This window comes from Microbacterium sp. Y355 (assembly GCF_059445345.1).
Window position 1 is genome coordinate 2,249,864 of record NZ_JCAIUD010000001.1, and the last position, 19,827, is coordinate 2,269,690.

Below are 19,827 nucleotides of genomic sequence, written 5' to 3' on the forward strand. Positions count from 1 at the left end.
ACGATGAAGACGACGAAGCCGAAGAAGAAGATCAGGAGCCCCATGACCGCCTCCCCCACCGACGCGCCCGCTACAGAACGCACCGGCGTCGTCATCGTCGGCAGTGTCACCGCAGATGTAACCACCTTCTCCCAGCGTCTCCCTGCACGCGGAGAAACCATTCTCGGCGATCAGTTCACGCTGATGCTCGGCGGCAAGGGCGCCAACCAGGCGGTCGCCGCAGGGCGCGCCGGAGCGCACACGTCCTTCGTCGGATGCGTCGGTGACGACCTCTTCCACGACCTGGTCATCGACGGTCTCAGCGAGGCCGGAGTCGACCTCACCCACCTGCGCACGGTCCCTGGCCCCACCGGCATCGCCCACATCCGTGTCGATGCCTCCGCGCAGAACGACATCGTGATGGTGCCGCTCGCCAACGCCGAGTTGAACACCGCGCAGATCGACGCAGCACTCGACGCGCTCGCCGCGACGACCTCGGTGCTGCTCACTCAGCTCGAGACGCCATCCGCCCTCACCGCGCACATCACCGCACGCGGACGTGAGCATGGCATGACCGTGATTCTCGACCCGGCCCCGGCCGCCGCGCTGCCGGCAGAAGTGTGGGGCAACATCGACATCGTCACGCCGAACGAGACCGAGGCATCCGTACTCAGCGGCATCGAGGTGAAGGATGCCGCCACCGCCGAGCAGGCCGGGCGCTGGTTCCTCGCCCAGGGCGTCGGTGCAGCGGTCATCACGCTCGCCGAACAAGGGTCATGCGTCGTGACCGCAGACGGCGCCGAGATCGTTCCGCCGCTGCCAGTCGAGGCCGTCGACACCACCGCCGCTGGCGATGCATACGCTGGCTACCTCGGCGCCGCCCTCGCAAACGGCGCCACACTGCCCGACGCCGTGCGCCTGGCCACTGCCGCCGGCGCGTTGGCCGTCACCAAGCAGGGCGCATCCCCCAGCCTTCCCCTCCGCCGCGACGTCGATGCCTTTCTGGCATCCCGCGCTTCCGTCTGATCAGGAGTTCGCATGCGTAAGACCTCGACCACGATCAACCCAGCCCTCTCACGCGTCATCAGCGAGACCGGGCACACTGACCTCATCGTCGTGACGGATGCCGGGCTCCCGATTCCTCCCGGCTCCGAGCGGATCGACCTTGCCTATCGTCCCGGCGCACCCGCGTTCTTCGACGTGCTCGACACAGTGCTTGCCGAGATGGTCGTCGAAGGCGCGACGGTATCCGCCGAGATCGCTGAGAAGAGCCCCGAGGTACTCACGGCCCTCCGCGAACGGCTGCCAGAAATCGAGATCGAGCTCGTGCCGCACGTGGAGTTCAAGAAGCGCACCCACGAGGCTCGCGCCTTCGTGCGCTCCGGTGAGTTCACGCCCTATGCCAACGTGATCCTGCACGCGGGGGTGGCGTTCTAGATGGCCACAAACCAGACTGCGGACGACACGATCGATCGACACTCTGCCGCTCCGATGTACGACCAACTGCGTCAGCTGATCATCGAGGGCATCGCCCGCGACGGATTGATGCCCGGCGACCCGCTTCCCGGCGAGCACCGGCTCTGTGAGCGGTACGGCATCTCGCGCACGGTCGTTCGTCAGGCACTCGCGCAACTGGAGCATGAAGGGCTGGTCGAGCGAGTCAAGGGCAAGGGTACTTTCGTCTCACGTCCGCGCACGGCCGAGTCGCTGGTGCACACGCTGATCGGACTCTACGACGACGTCGAACGACGTGGTGGTCACGTACACAGCGACATCCTGCGCCATGAACACGAAGATGCCGATGCCGACGTCGCCGAGGCCCTCGAAATTCCGGTGGGCTCCCCCGTCATCGCGCTCGAGCGTCTCCGTCACGTGGACGGCCAACCGTGGTCATATTCAACGACGTGGATGCCGGATGCCATCGGCACTGTCACGCTCGGCGTCGATCTGTCCGAAGCATCCCTCTACCGCGTACTCGCCGAGCACGGGATACAGGCGACTGACGGCGTGCGCTCGGCCGAGGCTACGGTCGCGACACATGACCAGGCGCAGCATTTGGACGTCAGCGCGGGGTCGGCCCTCCTGCGACTGCGCAGCATCAGCCGGGATGCCACCGGCACTCCGATCGAGTACTTCATCGCGTTGCACCGTGGCGATCGTTCACGATTCGAATTCCAGCTGCGTCAAGAGCAATCGCAGGCTTCGCTGCTGCACATCGACGGCCGCGGCGGCACGTCGCGCGCGGGTACAGTCTCTCTCTGAAGGTGATGACTGCCCCTCAGAGAGAGCTGCCGACATGAACAGTGCCGCGATGTGGGGCGTGGATGAGAACCGCGCACTGGAATATGCTGACCGGATGACCCACCTCGAGGACCTGCTGTCGTCTGAGCAGCCGCGGTGCTCCGATATCCAGATCACGCTGAGCGACCGGACCTTCCGATACGACGGCGACACCGGCGAAGGCGGCTACTCCGATGAGTGACGAACGGAATGAGAAGCATCCAGGTCCGCCCAGCGGGCCCACCCCTGCGCTGATCGATCTCACGGGTCGTGCCGCACCGGCGCCTGGCCCGCTGACCAAGCCTTCACCGACGATTCGTCCCCTCAAGCGCCGTCCGCGCTGGGTCGCGCCACTCGTGGTGGCGGTCGTACTGGTTGCACTCGCCGGCGGCGCCGTCGCCTTGTACTTGGCACTATGAGCGCGCAGCTACGCTCGATTGCATGACCTCCTGGACCAGCAACGCCATCGCACTGCTGGAAGCAGACGCCAACCGCAGCGCCGACACACACCTGCACGTCTTCCCGCTGCCGCCCGAGTGGGGCATCGACCTCTATTTGAAGGATGAGTCGGTGCATCCGACCGGATCCCTCAAACATCGACTCGCCCGATCACTGCTGCTCTATGGCCTCGTCAACGGACGCATCCACGAGGGGACGACGCTGGTCGAGGCATCCAGCGGTTCGACTGCGGTGTCCGAGGCATATTTCGCACGGATGCTGGGACTGCCGTTCGTCACCGTCGTGCCGCGGTCGACGAGCCAAGAGAAGATCGACCTGATCGAGTTCTACGGGGGCCGCTGCCAATTCGTCGATCGGGCTCCCGAGATGTACCCGGAGGCGGAGCGTCTGGCCGCCGAGTGCAGCGGACACTACCTCGACCAGTTCTCATACGCCGAACGGGCCACGGACTGGCGCGGCAACAACAACATCGCCGAGAGCGTGTTCAGCCAGCTGTCCCGAGAGCGGCACCCGATTCCGGACTGGATCGTGGTCGGAGCCGGCACCGGCGGCACCAGCGCCACTTTCGGTCGCTACGTGCGGTACCGCCAGCATCCGACGCGCGTCGCGGTCGTCGATCCAGAGGGCTCGGCGTTCTTCGGCGGCTGGAGCACCGGCGCCGCTGACTACACCACCGGCACTCCCAGCCGCATCGAAGGCATCGGTCGGCCGCGCGTTGAGCCGTCATTCGTGCCGGGTGTCATCGATGAAATGCTGCAGATTCCGGATGCGGCGTCCATCGCAGCCATCCGTCTGTTGAAGGACCGAACGCTGCACTGGGCCGGCGGATCGACCGGCACGAATCTGGTCGGGGCGTTCCAGCTCATCGCCCGAATGCGCGCGGCGGGCCGCAAGGGCAGCGTCGTCACGCTCATCTGCGACGGCGGCGCACGGTACGCCGGCACGTACTACTCGGATGATTGGGTCGCGGCGCAGGGCTGGGATCTCGCCCCGCATCGCGCCCAGATGGACGACTTCCTCGAGACCGGAGTTTGGGACAGCTGACCCGGCTGCGGGCTACGCTGGCGCCATGACAACTCTGATCCTCACCGTCGCCGGATCCGATCGCCCCGGCCTCGTCGCAGCAATCGCCGATGTCGTCGACGCACACGACGGCAACTGGGAGAACAGCCAGCTGGCCGAGCTCGCCGGTGTGTTCGCCGGAGTCATCCAGGTGTCCGTCACGCCCGATCGGCAGGCTGATCTTGAGACGGCGCTGCGCGCGCTCGATGGCTTGCTCACGATCGCGGTACACACCGGGGCGGATGCCCTAGACAGAACTGCATCCCGCCCAGTCACCTTGCAGATCCTCGGCAACGACCGTCCGGGCATTGTGCGCGAGGTCTCCGCGGTGCTGCACGCACACGAACTCAGCATCCACGAGATGACGACCGAGACGAAGGATGCCGCAATGTCGGGCGGCCGGCTGTTCGAGGCGACAGTGTCGGCGGCGGTTCCGGCATCCACAGATCTCGATGCCCTGCGCGCAGACCTGGAGCGTCTGACGACAGAGCTCCAGGTCGACATCACGCTGACCTGATCTCGCGCCCCACCACTGCCGCCGAGCCCCCGTCTTGTCGCCGAGCCCCCGTCGTATTGACGTCAATACAACGGGGGCTCGATGCGAAGACGGGGGCTCGGCGAGGAAGAACGGGCGAGAAACTCAGACCAGGCGGGCGCGCGGTGACACCGAGTAAGTGTCCTCGGGGTCGCGGTTGACCGTGTCGCCGAGGGCGGTGTCGATCGCGGCGAGCGTGTCAGCATCGAGAGTGATGCCAGATGCCTTGACCGTGTCGGCGAGCTGCTCTGGTCGGGATGCTCCGACGAGCGCTGCCGCGACATTCTTGTTCTGCAGCACCCACGCGATCGCGAGCTGCGGCATCGTGAGGCCGGCCTGCTCGGCGATGGGCTTGAGCTTCTGCACGGCGGTGAGGATGTCATCCTGCAGGAACCGCTTGATGAAGTCGGCGCCGCTGTGCGGGTCGGTCGCGCGCGACCCTGCCGGCACCGGCTGACCGGGCAGATACTTGCCGCTGAGCACACCCTGCGCCATCGGCGACCAGACGATCTGCGAGATGCCGAGCTCTTCGGATGCCGGCACGACCTTGCCCTCGATCACACGGTGCAGCATCGAGTACTGCGGCTGGTTCGAGATGAGCTGCACGCCGACCTGCTTCGCCAGCGCGTGTCCTTCGCGCAACTGCTCTGCCGTCCACTCTGAAACGCCGATGTACAGCGCCTTGCCCTGACGAACCACATCGGCGAAGGCCTGGAAGGTCTCCTCCAGCGGAGTCTCGTAGTCGAAGCGGTGCGCCTGGTAAAGGTCGACATAGTCGGTGCCGAGGCGCGTGAGCGATCCATTGATCGACTCGAGGATGTGCTTGCGGCTGAGCCCGGTGTCGTTCGCGCCCTTGGGCCCGGTGGGGAAGTAAACCTTCGTGAAGATCTCCAGGCTCTCGCGGCGCTGGCCCTCCAGCGCCTTGCCGAGGATGACCTCCGCCGCGGTGTTCGCGTAGGTGTCAGCCGTGTCGAAGGTGGTAATACCGGCATCCAGCGCCGCATGCACCGTCTTTACTGCAGCGTCGTCTTCGACCTGGGATGCGTGCGTGACCCAGTTGCCGTATGTGATCTCAGAGACCTTGAGACCACTGTTTCCGAGGAAGCGATAGTTGACCATGGTTCAACGCTAGAGCCTCTGAAGATTCCTCGGCGCAAGAATGTCAGATTGTCACAGATATCGGATGCCAGAGGGTCAGGAGCCGACCGGCGGCTGATGCTTGCGCAACCAGAACTCGGTTTGTGCGACATGGCCGGCGGCCGCGGCGGACGCGGCCACCGGATCACGCGCCTCAAGCCCACGAAGAATCGCGCGGTGTCCGGCATCCGACAACATCTTGATCTGCGCAGCATCCTCTGTGGAAAAGATGCGGTAGGCGCGCGAGCGTGCACGCAGCACGTCGAGCAGCGTGGCGAGCGCATCATTTCCCGCGACGTCGGCGATCGCCGAGTGAAACTCATGGTCGAGTTCCGAGAGCGCTTCGTCATCGGACACAGCTTCGAGTTGCACCAGCAGATGATCGAGCCTGGCGATCAGCTCGTCGTCGATGCGGGCGGCCGCGAGGCTCGCCGCATGCGCTTCGAGCGCACGCCGCAGCTCGTACAACTCGATGATCGAGTCCAGTGGCAGCAGCCCGACGGTGAGTCCGAGTCCTTTGATGAGGTCGGCGGCGTGCAACTCCGAGACATAGCTGCCTGATCCGTGCCTCGTGTCGATCACACCAAGCGCCGAGAGCGTCCGGATCGCCTCACGCAGTGGCCCCCGTGACACTCCGAGCCTCGCGCACAAATCACCCTCGCTGGGTAGTCGGTCCCCTGGCTTCAGATCGCCGTCGGCGATGAGCGCACGCAGCCCGTGCAGTGCTGTCTCCATTGCGCCCATCTGCACACCTTTCACCTAGTTGTATTACGAATTTGCTAAATCTATGCCCGAACATCGCCTTATTGCCCGTAATGTGACAGCGTTGTACAACAAGTTCCAGGCATCCGATCTTTTTTCGAACGAGGCACCATGCAGCATCCTTCCCCCACTCTTGCACCCGTGCGCCTCGCGTCGGGAATGCGCGCACGGGATGCCTGGCCACTTGACCCCAAAATCATCCACCTCAATCACGGATCCTTCGGCGCCGTGCCGACCGAAGTGGTGCATCACCAGAATGCCCTACGCGCGCAGGCCGATCGCAACCCTGTCGGCTGGTTTCCACGCATCGCAGAGCATGTCGCCGATGCACGCACGAAGGTGGCTCCGTTCCTCGGCGCGCGCGCCGAAGACAGCGCCTTCGTGCCGAATGCTTCGGCTGCGGCCACCGTCGTTTACAACAGCCTGCGTCTTGGCATCGATGATGAGATCCTCGTGACGGATCACGGATACGGCGCCATCACGATGGGCGCCGCCCGCCTCGCCCGACGCTTCGGCGCGCACGTACGGGTGGTCAGCATTCCTCTGTTCGCTTCCGCAGACGAGGTCATCGAGCTCTTCCGCCAGGCGATCAGTGAGAGCACCCGCCTGATCGTCGTCGACCAGATCACATCTCCTACGGCGCGGAAGCTGCCGACGGCCGAGATCACCGCGCTCGCCCATGAAAGCGGCATCCGCGTGCTCGTCGACGGAGCGCACGCGCCGGGGCTCATCGCGGATGCAGCCGAAGTCGGCGGCGGCGACTGGTGGTTCGGCAACATGCACAAGTGGTCCTGCGCACCTCGCGGGTCTGCCCTGCTCATCACGACCGACCCTGACCGCCAGGACCTCTGGCCGCTGATCGACTCCTGGGGTGCCACTGAGCCTTTCCCCGGTCGCTTCGACACTCAGGGAACGGTCGACGCCACCACCTACATCAGCACCCCCGCTGCGATCGAATTCATCGAACGCGAGTACACCTGGGAGCGCACCCGCGAGACCATGCGCGAGCTCGCAGATCACGGCGCGCGCATGATCGCGGATGCTGTGCAGCCTTATGTCGCAGACGACGCTCTCGCGCGTCTGCCGATGCCGGTCGATGCCATGCGACTGATCCGCTTGCCTGATGGCCTCGGCAAGACACGCGAGGAGGCGGATGCTCTGCGCATGACACTCTTCGACCGCGTCGGCGTCGAGACCGCGTTCACGAGTTTCGAGGGGCGCGGGTACTACCGCCTCTCTGTTCACCTCTACACCGAGATCAGCGACTTCGAGGCATACATCGAGCGTTGCATCCCTGAGATTCTGCGCGCCGCAGAGTCCGCGGCAATCTGACCTTCTCACCCGATCGAACAACACAGAAAGAGGTACGTCATGAAACGCACTCGTGTGATGACAGCCGTCGGCATGGGCACAGTCGCCCTGCTGGCGCTCACTGCCTGCTCCGGCGGTGGTTCCGACTCGTCCAGTGACGGCGGCGACGTCGAACTCCAGATGGTCGAGAGCCTGACCAACCCTGCGCGCACCGAACTACTCCGAGGCCTCCTCGACGAGTTCGAGGCAGACAACCCCGGGGTCACGGTGAAGCTGATCTCGCCGCCGACCGAGCAGGCGGACAAGACCATCCAGCAGATGCTGCAGGCCGGGAAGGGCGTAGACGTCCTCGAGGTGCGCGACATCACAGTCGGTCCGTTCTCGAACAACGGTTGGCTGTACGACATGACCGACGATCTGTCGAGCTGGGACGGCTGGGATGCCTTGACCGACAATGCGAAGGCGGCCGCCGAGGGTGACGGCGAGAGCTACTTCGTTCCTTACGGCTTCTACGGCCTGTCGCTGTTCTACCGCACCGACCTCGTCGAGGCGGCCGGCTTCGACGGCCCTCCCGAGAGCTGGGAAGACCTTCTCGAGCAGGCATCCGCCATCCAAGACCCGGCGAACAACACCTACGGTTATGCGTTCCGCGGCGGCCAGAACGGCAACACGAACGTCGTCGCCGCAATCGAGGCCTACGTGATCGATGACCTCGACATCGGCAATGCGTTCCTCCTCGAGGACGGCTCGACGATCTTCTCTGCCGATGAAGCGCAGGATGCCGTCGACGACTACTTCGCGCTGTTCGAACAGGGTTCTCCGCCATCTGCCGTTTCCTGGGGCTACCCCGAGATGGTGGCCGGCTTCACGAACGGTTCCACGGCGTTCCTTCTGCAGGACCCCGAGGTCATCGCGACCGTGCAGGACTCAAACCTGACCGAAGATCAGTGGGACACCGCGCCGCTCCTCGTCGGCCCGACGGGCAAGGCTGCACAGCCGCTCGCCGTCGCCGGCTGGGGAATCGCCGAGGCCAGTGAGCACAAGGATGCCGCCGTAGATCTGGTCGAGTTCCTCTCATCCGCAGAACCCGCCACCGAATTCGCTCAGGCGAACAGCCTCGTCCCGATCGTCGCCGCAGCCGCAGACGATGACTTCTACGCGTCAGGTCCGTGGACGAGCTACGTGACGATGACCGACAACCCCGACACCTACGTGAACGTGCAGCAGCCGCGCGGTGTGAGCTGGTGGACGGAGTGGATCCAGAAGTCCGACCAGGATGTGCAGAACGTGCTGCTGGGCAACATGACCAGCACAGAACTGCTCGAGTCGTGGGATGCGTACTGGACAGACAAGTACGCCGCCGAAAAGGACTGATCCATGACGACACTGACGCGTTCGAGGCGCCCCACCGGTGAATCCGGTGGGGCCGCCCCGGCGCGGCCAGGAAAGCGGATGTTCCGTGCCAGGCATGCCTGGACGATCCTCGCCTTCCTGGCCCCGGCGATCCTGTTCGTGTGCTGGTTCACGTACTATCCGATGCTGCAAGGCGTGCGGATGGCTTTCCACGACTGGAATCTGTGGGATCTGACATCCACCCCGTTCGTCGGCTTCGACAACTTCGTGCGCGTCTTCAGCGATCCGGTCTTCCCGACGGTCGCGTGGAACACGGTGTTGTGGGTCGTCGGCTCGCTGGTGCCGCAGTTCATCATCGGGTTCCTCATCGCGCTCGCGCTGCGCAAACGGTTCCGCTTCCGCGGCGTCTACCAGGCTCTGGTGTTCTTCCCCTGGGCAGTGTCCGGTTTCCTCATCGGGATGCTGTTCCGCTGGATGTTCAACGCCGAGTTCGGGGTGGTCAACGATCTGCTCATGAAGATCGGCCTCATCGACGCTCCGCTGCCCTGGCTGGCCGACCCCAAGCTGGCGATGCTCGCCGTGATCATCGCCAATATCTGGTACGGAGTGACGTTTTTCGCGATCATGATCCTCGCGGCCCTCCAGTCCGTGCCGGACGAGATGCTGGAGGCTGCGAGCCTCGACGGCGCAGGCAAGGCGCGCCAGCTGTTCTCGGTGATGATCCCCTACATCCGCATGACGCTGCTGCTCACGGTGCTTCTCCGTGTGATCTGGACCTTCAACTTCCCCGACATCATCTGGGCGATGACGGCTGGGGGGCCAGCGAGCCAAACGCACATCATCACCACCTGGATGATCAATTACACCCAGCAGGGTAACTACGGAATCGCGAGTGCGATCGGACTGATCGTCGTCGCCTTCTTGTTCGTGTTCTGCGCGTTCTATCTGCTGACGATGAGAAAGGTGAGCAAATGAGCGCCACCGTGCAGCTGGCACGCCCGTCCGGCACCCGCCGCCCCACACCCACCCGCAGACGGCGCAAGGTCACCGTCGGCGGAGTCGTGCGCGCCGTCGGGCTCACCGTCTGGATGCTGCTGACGCTGTTCCCGCTCTACTGGATCACCCTCACCTCGTTCAAGGCTCCATCGACGGTCAACGTGTTCCCCATCGAGTACTGGCCCAGCCAGCCCTCGACGCAGAACTACGCGAATCTGTTTGAGAACAACAGCTTCGGGGTATTCCTGGCGAACTCCGCGATCGTTTCGCTCGTTGCCGGCCTCACCGCGACGCTGATCGCCCTGCTCAGTGCATTCGTGATCTCCCGCTTCGAGTTCCGCAGCAAAGGAGCGGTCCTGATCGCGTTCCTGCTCACCCAGATGATCCCCGCGTTCATCGCCCTGGGCCCGCTGTACTCGATGATGGCGGACCTGAATCTGGTGGACAGCAAGTTCGGCCTGATCCTCGTCTACATCGCCGTATGCATCCCGTTCTCCACGATCATGCTGCGCGGCTTCTTCGAGAACGTCCCCGTGGCGCTCGAAGAGGCGGCGATGATCGACGGATGCTCACGCCTGGGTGCTCTGTTCCGCGTGCTGGTTCCGGTGATGACTCCTGGCATCATCGCCGCGTTCATCTTCAACTTCGTCAACTGCTGGAACGAGCTGTTCCTCTCGGTTGTGTTGATGCACTCCGAGGAGAATCGCACGGTCCCCGCCGCGCTGAACGGCTTTATCTCCACCTTCAACGTGGACTGGGGCTCGATGTCGGCCGCAGCCGTCGTGACGATCCTGCCGACGATGGTGATGTTCGCCCTGGCGAGCCGCTGGATCGTGCAGGGGCTGACGTCGGGTGCCGTGAAGGAATAGCCGTCAAGGAGCACGACACGGTCGCGGGGGGGGGGGGGGGGGGGGGGGGGGGGGGGGGGGGGGGGGGGGGGGGGGGGGGGGGGGGGGGGGGGGGGGGGGGGGGGGGGGGGGGGGGGGGGGGGTGGGNCCCCCCCCCCCCCCCCCCCCCCCCCCCCCCCCCCCCCCCCCGCGACCGTCATAACAGCTCTCGATATTCCCGCCACGCTTCGCCGAGACGGCGGATGCCCTCTGCCAGCTCCTCCTCCGGCGCGGTGAACGGGATGCGGATGTGGTCGTCGGGCGAAGTGCCAGCCGCGAACTCCGCGCTGCCTGCGACCGCGACCCCGTGTACGGCCGCCGTGCGGATGAACGCCTCGGCCGATCCGCCGGGCAGTTCCACCCACAGCGACAGGCCCCCGCGCGGCGGGGTGTAACGCCACTCCGGCAATTCCTCGGCCAGCTGTGTCTGCAAACGCTGCAGTGCCAGCGCGTGCGCGGCACTCACTTGTCGGCGCAGCAGCGGAGCCTGCTCGAGCAGGTCCAGCGCGAGCAGCTGTGCGGGAACGCTGGTGGATTGGTCGGCGAGCTGTCGCGTGGCGCGCAGCCGGCGTATCAGTACCGGATCCGCACGCATCCACCCGACGCGCAGCCCACCCCACGCCCACTTCGACAGCGACTCCACGACGATGATCGGCGCGTCTGGACGCAGCGCCGCGATCGATGGCGGCACGATCCCGTCGAAGGACACCGAGGCGAGAACGCGATCCTCTAGAACGAGCACGCCGTATTCAGCGGCAAGCTCGGCCACCCGCTGCCGTGTGGCCGCCGGCATCCGCGTTCCCGTCGGGTTGTGATGGTGCGGGTTCAACGCGACAAGCACCGGTCGCATCCGAACGATCGCCGCTTCGAGGGCGACGACGTCAATGCCGTCTGGGCCCAGAGGGATCCCATAGACGTGGCCACCCTGTCGGCGAACGGTGTCGGACATGCCGGGCCAGGTGATTTCTTCGGCGAGCACGACATCACCCGCAGCGATGATCTCACTCACGAGCAGATGGATCGCCTGCTGTGCTCCGTGGGTGACGAGGATCTGCTCGGGCGTCGTCGGCGTGCCTTCGACGGTGAGCAGGTCAGCAATTCGCTGCCGGAGGACGGGGAGACCGGCTGGGTCTGCCTCAGTGAGGGTCGCCAAATCGAGCGACGGGGCGTGGGCGCGAATGATATCGACTCCGGCATCCGGAATCTGCGGTACGCCGCGCAGCAGATCGATAGCAGACGGCAGTGCGGAGAACAGCGCCTCACCTCGGCCGGAGCGCGCCGTGCTCGGCAGCGACCCCGCGCTCCCGGCGATGCTCGTGCCGCTGCCCTGACGCCTGTCGACGACGCCGCGCTCGGCGAGTTCCGCATACGCCGCGACGACCGTACCGCGAGACACCGATGTAACGCCCGCGAGAGTCCGTTCGGCCGGCAGCCGGTCGCCGGGCCTGAGTTCGCCGCTTTCGACGAGGACCGCGATCGCACGGGCGAGCCGACCGGCGAGCGTCCCGTCGCCGTGCGACCAGCGCCCAAGTCGGGCGGCGAGCCGCTCGGAGTCCGCTGTGGCCGATCGATGGTCCACCAGCCGGAGATTGGCACTGTGATCGATGCTCATATCAAAGCATTCTGGTCCAATGAACGAGCCATCGAACCCTCAAATCGCGTTCCCTGCGCCAATCTCCCTTGATTGGACCATTGAACGTCTTCTGGAATGGTTCGCCGAGGACGATTCTCGTTTGAGTGATGGGTCTATCCGCGTTCCCCTGCGGGCGCTGGAGGAGGCCCTGACGGGAAGCCGTTGGACGCGCGATCTCGATGCGTCGCTGTCCGGAACTCGCATCACCCGCGAGCCGGCCATCATCAGTTTGGTGCGATCGATGGCGCTACACGCTCGCGCCCACCCCGCGCAGCGCGCGAGAACCCTCGCAGCGGTGGTGTCCCTCGCCGCATCATCCGCGGATGCGCCGAGCGCTCACATGGCTGCGGCCGCGGCCTCGTCCTCGGTCGTGGCGACGAGCTGACCGCACGCCCCGTCGATCTCCTTGCCGCGGGTGTCGCGGAGAGTGGTCGGGATGCCGGCGTCGTTGAGCCTGCGTACGAACTCGTGCTGCACCGCGCGGGTAGATGAGGTCCACACCGAACCAGGAGTCGGGTTCAGCGGGATCGGGTTCACGTGCACCCAGCCGCGGCCACGCTCATTGAGCTTCGTGGCGAGCAGGTCGGCGCGCCATGCGTGGTCGTTCATGTCTTTGATGAGCGCGTACTCGATCGACACGCGACGGCCGGTCTTCTCGTAGTACTCGCGCGCAGCATCCAGTGCTTCGTCGACCTTCCACTTCGAGTTCACCGGAATGAGCTCGTCGCGCAGGTGGTCATCCGGAGCATGCAACGACAGTGCGAACGTCACCGGGATGCCCTCGTTCGAGAGCTTGCGGATGGCGGGGACCAGCCCGACGGTCGAAATGGTGATGCCGCGGGCGCTCATGCCCAGGCCGTTCGGCTGCGGCTCGACCATGGTGCGCACCGCATCCATCACTCGCTTGTAGTTCGCGAGTGGCTCTCCCATGCCCATGAAGACAATGTTGGAGACACGCTCCATGCTGTGATCATCAGACTTCTTGCCGCCCAGACCACCTTCGGCGATCAGACGGTTCGCGCGGACGATCTGCTCGATGATCTCCGCAGACGACATGTTGCGGGTCAGTCCCGCCTGGCCGGTGGCACAGAACGGGCAGTTCATGCCGCACCCGGCCTGGCTCGACACGCACAAAGTGATCCGGCCCGGGTAGCGCATCAGCACCGACTCGACGAGGGCGCCGTCATGCAGGCGCCAGAGGAACTTGATGGTGTCGCCCTTGTCTGTCTCCAGACGCCGCACCTCGGTGAGCAGCGGCGGCAGCATGCCGGTGACCAGCTGCTGCCTGGTATCGGCCGGAAGGTCAGTCATCGCAGCCGGATCGGAGGTGTAGTGCGTGAAGTAATGGGTGGACAGCTGCTTGGCGCGGAAGCCGGGAAGCCCCAGCTCCTTGACCTTCTCGACGCGCTCTTCGGGCGTGAGGTCAGCGAGGTGCACGGGCGGCTTGCCACGCTTCGGGCTCGCGAACTGCAGCAGTGGACGCCCGCTCTCGTCCTTCTTCTGGGTCCAGCCCTCTGTCCGCGGACGCACCTGCGGTTTGGCGGGACCCGTCGAGCGGATGGCGGAGGACTCAGTCATGTGTCCAGGGTACGCGGTGGCAGGTGGGAAGGGGCTGGGGTGGCACGGCGAGCACGCGGCGCCGTCAAGCCACAGACGTCCATCGCAGGCGAAGCGTGGTGGATTGCCCCGGATACAGCACCACGTCACGACCCTCCTGACCGTCGATACCGAAGGCGCGGCCGGATCGCAGCTCGAGCCGGCCTTCGGGGTTGAGCCACCTGGCCTCCGGAAGCCGTCGCAGATCAATCAGGCATCCATCCAGATCCCACTCCAACCGGTCCACGACCACACCGCCCCGCGCTCGCAATCCTGTGATGACGCCGCTTTCCCACTCCTCCGGGATCGCGGGGAGCACTGTGAGCGTGTCGGCAGTCGACGAGAACAGCATCGCGGCAACGACCGCCGGAAGGCCACCGCTTGCATCGAGGTTGAAGATCTTTCCGGCGTCGTGCGTCGTGGTGAGGCTGGGACGCCAGTGGTCAATGGCCAGCCATTCTGCGCACCTCAGTGCTGACGCGGCATCGCCGAGCGCCGCGGCCGCGATGCCGAGCTGCACCAGTCCGAAAGCCATCTCCATTCGTCCGGGTGGAGGCGTGGGATCAGCAGCACGCCAGGCGATCTTGCTGTGAATTGTTGCCAGTGCGGCCGCACGGAGCGCCGGAGCATGCTCGCCTTCGAACGCGGCATCCGCCTCGTACCAGAGCGGGTAGAGCTGGGATACGTGCCGGTGCGCGAGGTTCTCCTGCCACGGACCGCTGCTCCATTCGGCGAGGGTGCCATCGTCGGCGATCCGATAATCGGGCAGACTCCCGCTGAGCGCGGCCCACCGCGCGTTCAGGGAGTCATCGTCACGGGCGCGGCCGAGTATCTCGGCGGATCGTGCGGCATCACGGAAGATGGCGACATCGATCGTGCTGTCCTCTGCCAACGGCGAGCGCTGATCCGTCGGAGTGTTTTCCGGCGAATAGCTCGGTACGAAATGACGCGTACCGTCACGCAGTTCCGTGGCCGTCTCCCCGAACCGCAGCACCCCCTCCACCAGCGCCCACAACCGGTCATCGACCACGGTCCGATCCCCGGTGGTCGACACGATATCGGCGGCGAATCGCAACACCCAGCCACCGCATCCCACCCAGAACAGGTGGGGGAACTGTGCGTTGAAGTGATCGGCCTTGCCATGGGTCGACATCCGGGATGGCAGCAACATCCCTTCTGCGCCGAAGATTCGGGCGGCATTTTCTCGGTAGTCATCGAGGAACGGCAGAATCAGGTCGAGCAGCGAACGGGCAAGCTCCGGCGTACCGGTCGGGATGACGCCCGCGAGCGCACCGTTCTGCACATTGCCATTGAGCGTGTAGTCCGCCGACCAGGCTGGCTTCCACGTCCCCTGCCACACGCCCTGAAGGGTTGGTGGCAGTTCTCCGGTCGCGGCGATGATGTGGGACCGCCCTGACGCGTAGGCGATTTCCACTGCGCGTCGGCGGGCCGCTGGATCACCGGAGCGGGCGGCGTCCCACACCTCCTCGACGGTTGTGTCGCCCTCGCCGTCCAGGTCGAGCATCGAGGAGCGTACGAGCGCTTCATGGCCGGCGGTCTGCGTCTCCAGGATGCTCTCCCAGTCCGCATCGGGAGCGGGGAGAGCGGGACGGCCCACGACCGAGATGTCGAAGCGCAGCAACTGCATCCGCCCGGGGGAGGCCTCGAGGTGGGCGCTCAGCTCTTTTGGCCCTGGCCCCTGCATCCAGGTGGCGGCGGCAGTCGCCTGCACCGAGGCCAGCCGGGTGCCATCGCTGTCGAGAACGTCCAGTAGTCCCGGACCTCCGGCATGAACGGCCGCAGAAACGGTGCCCGAGTAGTCGGGAGCGAAGGATGCCGCTGGGTCGGCGTCTGCGGCATCAAGCATCAGGCACGCCACGATCTCGGACGGGCGGTCGGATTCGATCGCGATCCAGACCGTATCGAATCCTCGCGGTGCGACGAGGTGTACCCGATGAGATCCGCCATGATCATCAGCCCACGACACGGAGACAGTTCCGCGCGCCAGATCGATCGTGCGAGAGAAGCTCGCGACTCCTCCCTGCATCGTCAGCGACAGGGTCGCGCACATGCCGAGCGGATCTGTCCACACCAGCCCGTCATATCCGGCTGCTCTCGCGGCGTCGCCCATGAGGTCGGATGCACCAGCGCTGTCGCCAGAGAGCAGGCGCTCACGCAGTTCGGGGAGCACAGGGCTGAGGTCGGGTGCGGCAGGTCGCGCATTCGCGGGGAGGAAGAACCGCTCGTGAGCGAAGGACACGAGCAATTGGTGTGGGCTGCCATGGACCAGGGCGCCCACCCGGCCGCTGCCCACGATGAGCCCGTCTTCCCACGTCGGCGCTGGCGTTCGGGTCTCGAACCGGAGGTCTGTCATGTTGAAGCGGCAGCGCGGGTGCCAGCACCGAACGCGCGGATCTTGGCGAACATGTCTTCAATCAGCCACCGTGTATCGAATGCTTCGCACACCCGAATGCGACGCCCCTCATCATGCGTGCCGTCCATTTCTCCAGTGGCCGTGAACCGTGGCGGCGGACGCAGACTCCATCGCGCAGCAAGCGGATTCATCAGCGCACCAATCGCCGGGCTGTCACCGAGCGATCGAAAATCCATGGGTCCGTATTCGACGGTGCTGTTGAATTCCACGAGCTGGTCGACGAGGTAGTCCCCGAGCGGGCTCGTCCCGCGCAGTCGTTCCTCCAGTTCGGCATGCCCGACCCCGATCATCGTGTAGGTCGACATCGGAACCTGCCAGACCTCGACGCCGGATGCCATCACCACGTTCGCGGCATGGACATCGTTGATCAGGTTGAATTCGGGTGAATAGCCGACGACACCTTCATAGGGCGGTCCGCCCACCCAGACCACCAGAGGATCGTGCTGTTGGAATTCCGGATACTCGAGAAGAGCGGATGCCACGTCGGTGAGCGGTCCAAGCACGGCGATGCACAGACGTCGATCGTCCGCGGCTGCTTCCTCCGCGAGGAACCGCGATGCCGCCGAAGGAGCCGAGGTGCCGGCATCTGGTAGTGCTGCCTCGGCACCATCATGGACGGAGGCCGGCTGCCGTGCACTTCCGAGAAGTTGCTGGAGCAGGTCGACCTCTTGGCGAGAGGCTGCGAGACTCCCCTGCCTGCCGAAGTGCGCAGGAAGCACACCGCGCACATCGAGAGTCCGGGTGAGCAGCGCGTGCACGATGGCGAACTGATCGTCCGCCTCGTTCTTCGCATCGGTGCTGACGACCACCTTGCGTCTACGGGCCGCGGTCATGGGCCTACAGCGACTCTCTGCGGACCAGCGTCGTCGGGAGAATCTGCTCCTTCTCGGCCACGCGTCCGTAGACGGTCGCGATCAGCGCCTCGGCCGCTGCCCGCCCCATCTCCTCGAGCGGTTGACGCACAGTGGTCAGCGGCGGCTCTGAGGTAGTGGCGATGAGCACGTCGTCGAATCCGACGAGCGACACATCCAGCGGGACACGACGTCCCGCCGCCTGCAGCACGCGCATCGCGCCAGCTGCCATCAAATCGGATGACGCGAAGACGCCGTCGAGATCAGGTGCACGCTGCAGAAGCCTGGTCATCGCCGCCATGCCGCTGTCGACGGTGAAATCGCCGTGGACCATCGGTCCTGGAGCGATGCCGGAGCGCGTCAATTCCTCTGTCCAGCCTCGTGTGCGCTGGTTCGCCTGCTCCATGTCCGGTGGGCCGGTGATGATGCCGATCTTTCGCCGTCCGGCCTCTACGAGCGCACGCGCGGCGAGGATGCCACCCCCGAAGTTGTCGGAGTCGACGACGATGGAGTCGGGGCCGATGTCGCCGTGCGGTCTCCCCACCCAGGCGATCGGCACGGGAGAATCGGCCAGCGCATCGACCAGGTGGGTGATCTCGTGCTGGAGGATGACGATCACGCCATCAACGGCGCCCGATCGGAGAAACTTGGGGATCCTGTCGCGGTCCTCGTCGTCTGCAGGCAGCAACACCGGCTGTACGTCGCCCGCGGAGAGGCCCTTTGCAGCGCCCTTCAGTGCGGAGGCGAAGAACGTGCCGTTGATACTGCCGAGCTGGTTGAACGCGATCACCAGACCGATCGCTCCGGCGCGGCCTCCGCGTAGCATCCGCGCGGCGAAGTTCGTCTCGTAGCCCAGGCTCGCTGCCTCGCGAGCGACGGCAGACGTCATGGCCGGATCGACGTTGGTGGCGCCAGCCAGCACGCGCGCTGCAGTGGCGCGAGAGACGCCGGCGGCTTTGGCGACGTCGATGATCGTGGGTCTAGCCATTACTCCCTCTCCCAGGTGATCTGCGAATTGTGATAGATCGATCTCTCACGTTGCTGATCATTGCATACTTGCACATCCGCCCGGACGGGTTCCAGTCCATTGAACGCTGGACATGCTCCTCCCCCGCGCAGAGAGCCCGGTTCGTCGAACTGGGGGTTGCCTTTCCATGGACACGCGGGTTATCGTGTGCCCCTGAGAGATCGTTCTCTCACGATCATCATGTCCCGTAATCACATGGCCCCTGATCACATGTCCCCGAAGAAGAGGAGCAGTTTGTGAACCGTCGCAAAATCGCATTACCCGTCGCACTGGTGGGCGCGCTCGCGCTCGCAATGTCCGGATGCTCGTCTGGAGGAACCAACGCAGGATCCGACGACCCGAATGCCGAGTTCGAGTTCTGGTCGTTCACTGGAATCGGACAGAAGGACTCCGTCGACCGCTATCTGGAAGAGAACCCAGACGCCAAGGTGAAGCTCTCCGAGGTCGGCAGCACAACCGAGACCGCGACTGCACTGACCGCAGCACTCGCTGGAGGCAAGGTTCCGGATCTGGTCATGATCCAGACCGACGATCTGCCCAAGTTCGTCGAGAACGCCGGCAACTTCCTCGACCTGCGCACCCTGGGCGGTGACGACCTCGGCGATAGCTATCTCGACTGGGCCGTTGACGCTGCGACCGCCGAGGACGGCTCGCTCATCGGCGTCCCGACCGACGTGGGCGGACTGAGCTTCGCATACCGCGCCGACCTCTTCGAGGCAGCGGGCCTGCCGACCGACCCGGCGGAGGTCGCGGAGATGTGGTCGACCTGGGACGGCTTCATCGAGATGGGTGAGAAATACACCGAAGCGACCGGCAAGCCGTTCGTCGATAACGTCGAGACCTCCGTGTTCTTCTCGGCCGTCAACCAGGTCTCCGAGAAGTACTACTCTCCCGACGGTGAGCTGGTCTACGACACCAACCCTGAGGTCGAGGAAGCGTTCGACATCGCCGTCCGCGCGTACGACGCTGGCATCAGCGCCGGAATCGCAGCGTGGTCATCCGGTTCGGCGCCCGGCAGGGCGAACGGCGCGTTCGCCGTCACAACCGCTCCTTCATGGATCCTCTCCGGTATCGAGAATGATGCGCCAGACACCGAGGGCCTCTGGCGTATTGCTTCGATCCCGGGCGTCGGCGGCAACTGGGGCGGTAGTGTCATCGCGATCCCGGCCCGAGCGAAGAACCCCGAGGCTGCCTGGAAGTACATCGAAACGATGCTGTCACCGGAGGGCCAGACCGAGCACTTCGCTACGACAGGCACGTTCCCTGCCGCCAAGGATGCGCTGGAGAGCCCTGAGGTCCTCGAGTACACGAATCCGTTCTATGGGGATTCCGCGGTCGGTGCGGTCATCAGCGACTCCGTGTTGCAGTTCAACTCGTTCTACAACGGGCCGGACACCAGCGCCATCGGTGGAGCACTGCTCAACGTTCTCGTCGACATGGAGGTGGGAAACGTCAAACCTGACGACGCCTGGCAGGCCGCCTTGGACAGCGCCAAGGCATCACTCGGTGGTTGACCCCCATTCCC

General features: G+C 65.2%; 20 protein-coding genes. 13 read left to right on the top strand and 7 right to left on the bottom strand.

Features of this window, described 5'->3' with window-relative positions; translation table 11 throughout:
• Window positions 1–42: 42 nt before the first annotated feature.
• From AC1C2O_RS10775 to AC1C2O_RS10805, 7 genes are all read left to right on the top strand, one after another.
• A complete protein-coding gene (locus tag AC1C2O_RS10775; RefSeq protein WP_495430427.1) occupies window positions 43–1,005 on the top strand; it encodes a ribokinase in 963 nt (320 codons plus the stop codon).
• A 12-nt stretch (window positions 1,006–1,017) separates the two neighbouring features.
• Window positions 1,018–1,416 (top strand): D-ribose pyranase, encoded by a 399-nt coding sequence (rbsD, locus tag AC1C2O_RS10780; protein WP_495430428.1) that lies wholly within the window; start codon window positions 1,018–1,020, stop codon window positions 1,414–1,416.
• The gene (locus AC1C2O_RS10785) at window positions 1,417–2,241 is read left to right on the top strand and encodes a GntR family transcriptional regulator (RefSeq protein WP_495430429.1); all 825 of its coding nucleotides are present in this window, start codon (window positions 1,417–1,419) and stop codon (window positions 2,239–2,241) included.
• Window positions 2,242–2,335: 94 nt separating this feature from the next.
• The gene (locus AC1C2O_RS10790) at window positions 2,336–2,461 is read left to right on the top strand and encodes a hypothetical protein (RefSeq protein ID WP_495430430.1); all 126 of its coding nucleotides are present in this window, start codon (window positions 2,336–2,338) and stop codon (window positions 2,459–2,461) included.
• Window positions 2,454–2,678 (top strand): hypothetical protein, encoded by a 225-nt coding sequence (locus AC1C2O_RS10795; RefSeq protein ID WP_495430431.1) that lies wholly within the window; start codon window positions 2,454–2,456, stop codon window positions 2,676–2,678. The genes AC1C2O_RS10790 and AC1C2O_RS10795 overlap by 8 nt, the downstream gene beginning before the upstream one ends.
• Window positions 2,679–2,700: 22 nt before the next feature.
• Window positions 2,701–3,762: an L-cysteine desulfhydrase Cds1 gene (gene cds1, locus AC1C2O_RS10800; protein WP_495430432.1), complete on the top strand. Its 1,062-nt coding sequence runs from the start codon at window positions 2,701–2,703 to the stop codon at window positions 3,760–3,762.
• A 25-nt stretch (window positions 3,763–3,787) separates the two neighbouring features.
• A complete protein-coding gene (locus tag AC1C2O_RS10805) occupies window positions 3,788–4,297 on the top strand; it encodes a glycine cleavage system transcriptional repressor (protein WP_495430433.1) in 510 nt (169 codons plus the stop codon).
• Window positions 4,298–4,420: 123 nt separating this feature from the next.
• Here AC1C2O_RS10805 and AC1C2O_RS10810 read toward each other — a convergent pair whose 3' ends face one another.
• Together AC1C2O_RS10810 and AC1C2O_RS10815 are read right to left on the bottom strand one after the other, a co-directional pair.
• A complete protein-coding gene (locus AC1C2O_RS10810) occupies window positions 4,421–5,434 on the bottom strand; it encodes an aldo/keto reductase family protein (protein WP_495430434.1) in 1,014 nt (337 codons plus the stop codon).
• A 75-nt stretch (window positions 5,435–5,509) separates the two neighbouring features.
• A complete protein-coding gene (locus AC1C2O_RS10815; protein ID WP_495430435.1) occupies window positions 5,510–6,196 on the bottom strand; it encodes a FadR/GntR family transcriptional regulator in 687 nt (228 codons plus the stop codon).
• A gap of 129 nt (window positions 6,197–6,325) precedes the next feature.
• On the opposite strand from AC1C2O_RS10815, the gene AC1C2O_RS10820 reads away from it, so the two are divergent.
• From AC1C2O_RS10820 to AC1C2O_RS10835, 4 genes are read left to right on the top strand one after another with little or no spacing between them, the layout of a single operon-like run.
• Complete coding sequence (locus AC1C2O_RS10820) at window positions 6,326–7,546, top strand: aminotransferase class V-fold PLP-dependent enzyme (RefSeq protein WP_495430436.1); 1,221 nt, start codon at window positions 6,326–6,328, stop codon at window positions 7,544–7,546.
• A gap of 39 nt (window positions 7,547–7,585) precedes the next feature.
• Entirely contained in the window at window positions 7,586–8,899 is a 1,314-nt protein-coding gene (locus AC1C2O_RS10825) for an ABC transporter substrate-binding protein (protein WP_495430437.1), read from the top strand.
• Between the two features lie 3 nt (window positions 8,900–8,902).
• Window positions 8,903–9,853 carry a carbohydrate ABC transporter permease gene (locus tag AC1C2O_RS10830; RefSeq protein ID WP_495430438.1) on the top strand — a complete coding sequence of 317 codons (951 nt, stop codon included), beginning with the start codon at window positions 8,903–8,905 and terminating at the stop codon, window positions 9,851–9,853.
• A complete protein-coding gene (locus AC1C2O_RS10835) occupies window positions 9,850–10,743 on the top strand; it encodes a carbohydrate ABC transporter permease (protein WP_495430439.1) in 894 nt (297 codons plus the stop codon). The genes AC1C2O_RS10830 and AC1C2O_RS10835 overlap by 4 nt, the downstream gene beginning before the upstream one ends.
• Window positions 10,744–10,918: 175 nt before the next feature.
• Here AC1C2O_RS10835 and AC1C2O_RS10840 read toward each other — a convergent pair whose 3' ends face one another.
• Window positions 10,919–12,373, bottom strand: coding sequence for an aminotransferase-like domain-containing protein (locus AC1C2O_RS10840; protein WP_495430440.1), 1,455 nt, complete (start codon window positions 12,371–12,373; stop codon window positions 10,919–10,921).
• 19 nt (window positions 12,374–12,392) lie between these two features.
• On the opposite strand from AC1C2O_RS10840, the gene AC1C2O_RS10845 reads away from it, so the two are divergent.
• On the top strand, window positions 12,393–12,779 hold the full coding sequence (locus tag AC1C2O_RS10845) for a hypothetical protein (RefSeq protein WP_495430441.1): 387 nt from the start codon (window positions 12,393–12,395) through the stop codon (window positions 12,777–12,779).
• On the opposite strand, the gene rlmN is transcribed toward AC1C2O_RS10845, so the two are convergent.
• The 4 genes from rlmN to AC1C2O_RS10865 form a co-directional block, all read right to left on the bottom strand.
• Window positions 12,731–13,972 carry a dual-specificity RNA methyltransferase RlmN gene (rlmN, locus tag AC1C2O_RS10850; protein ID WP_495430442.1) on the bottom strand — a complete coding sequence of 414 codons (1,242 nt, stop codon included), beginning with the start codon at window positions 13,970–13,972 and terminating at the stop codon, window positions 12,731–12,733. The genes AC1C2O_RS10845 and rlmN overlap by 49 nt on opposite strands.
• Before the next feature lie 64 nt (window positions 13,973–14,036).
• A complete protein-coding gene (locus tag AC1C2O_RS10855; RefSeq protein ID WP_495430443.1) occupies window positions 14,037–16,364 on the bottom strand; it encodes a glycosyl hydrolase family 95 catalytic domain-containing protein in 2,328 nt (775 codons plus the stop codon).
• Entirely contained in the window at window positions 16,361–17,257 is an 897-nt protein-coding gene (locus tag AC1C2O_RS10860) for a nucleoside hydrolase (protein ID WP_495430444.1), read from the bottom strand. The genes AC1C2O_RS10855 and AC1C2O_RS10860 overlap by 4 nt, the downstream gene beginning before the upstream one ends.
• A gap of 4 nt (window positions 17,258–17,261) precedes the next feature.
• A complete protein-coding gene (locus AC1C2O_RS10865; protein WP_495430445.1) occupies window positions 17,262–18,263 on the bottom strand; it encodes a LacI family DNA-binding transcriptional regulator in 1,002 nt (333 codons plus the stop codon).
• Between the two features lie 275 nt (window positions 18,264–18,538).
• Here AC1C2O_RS10865 and AC1C2O_RS10870 point away from each other — a divergent pair, with 275 nt between their 5' ends.
• Window positions 18,539–19,816, top strand: a complete 1,278-nt coding sequence (locus AC1C2O_RS10870) for an ABC transporter substrate-binding protein (RefSeq protein WP_495430446.1) — start codon at window positions 18,539–18,541, stop codon at window positions 19,814–19,816.
• Window positions 19,817–19,827: the final 11 nt, after the last annotated feature.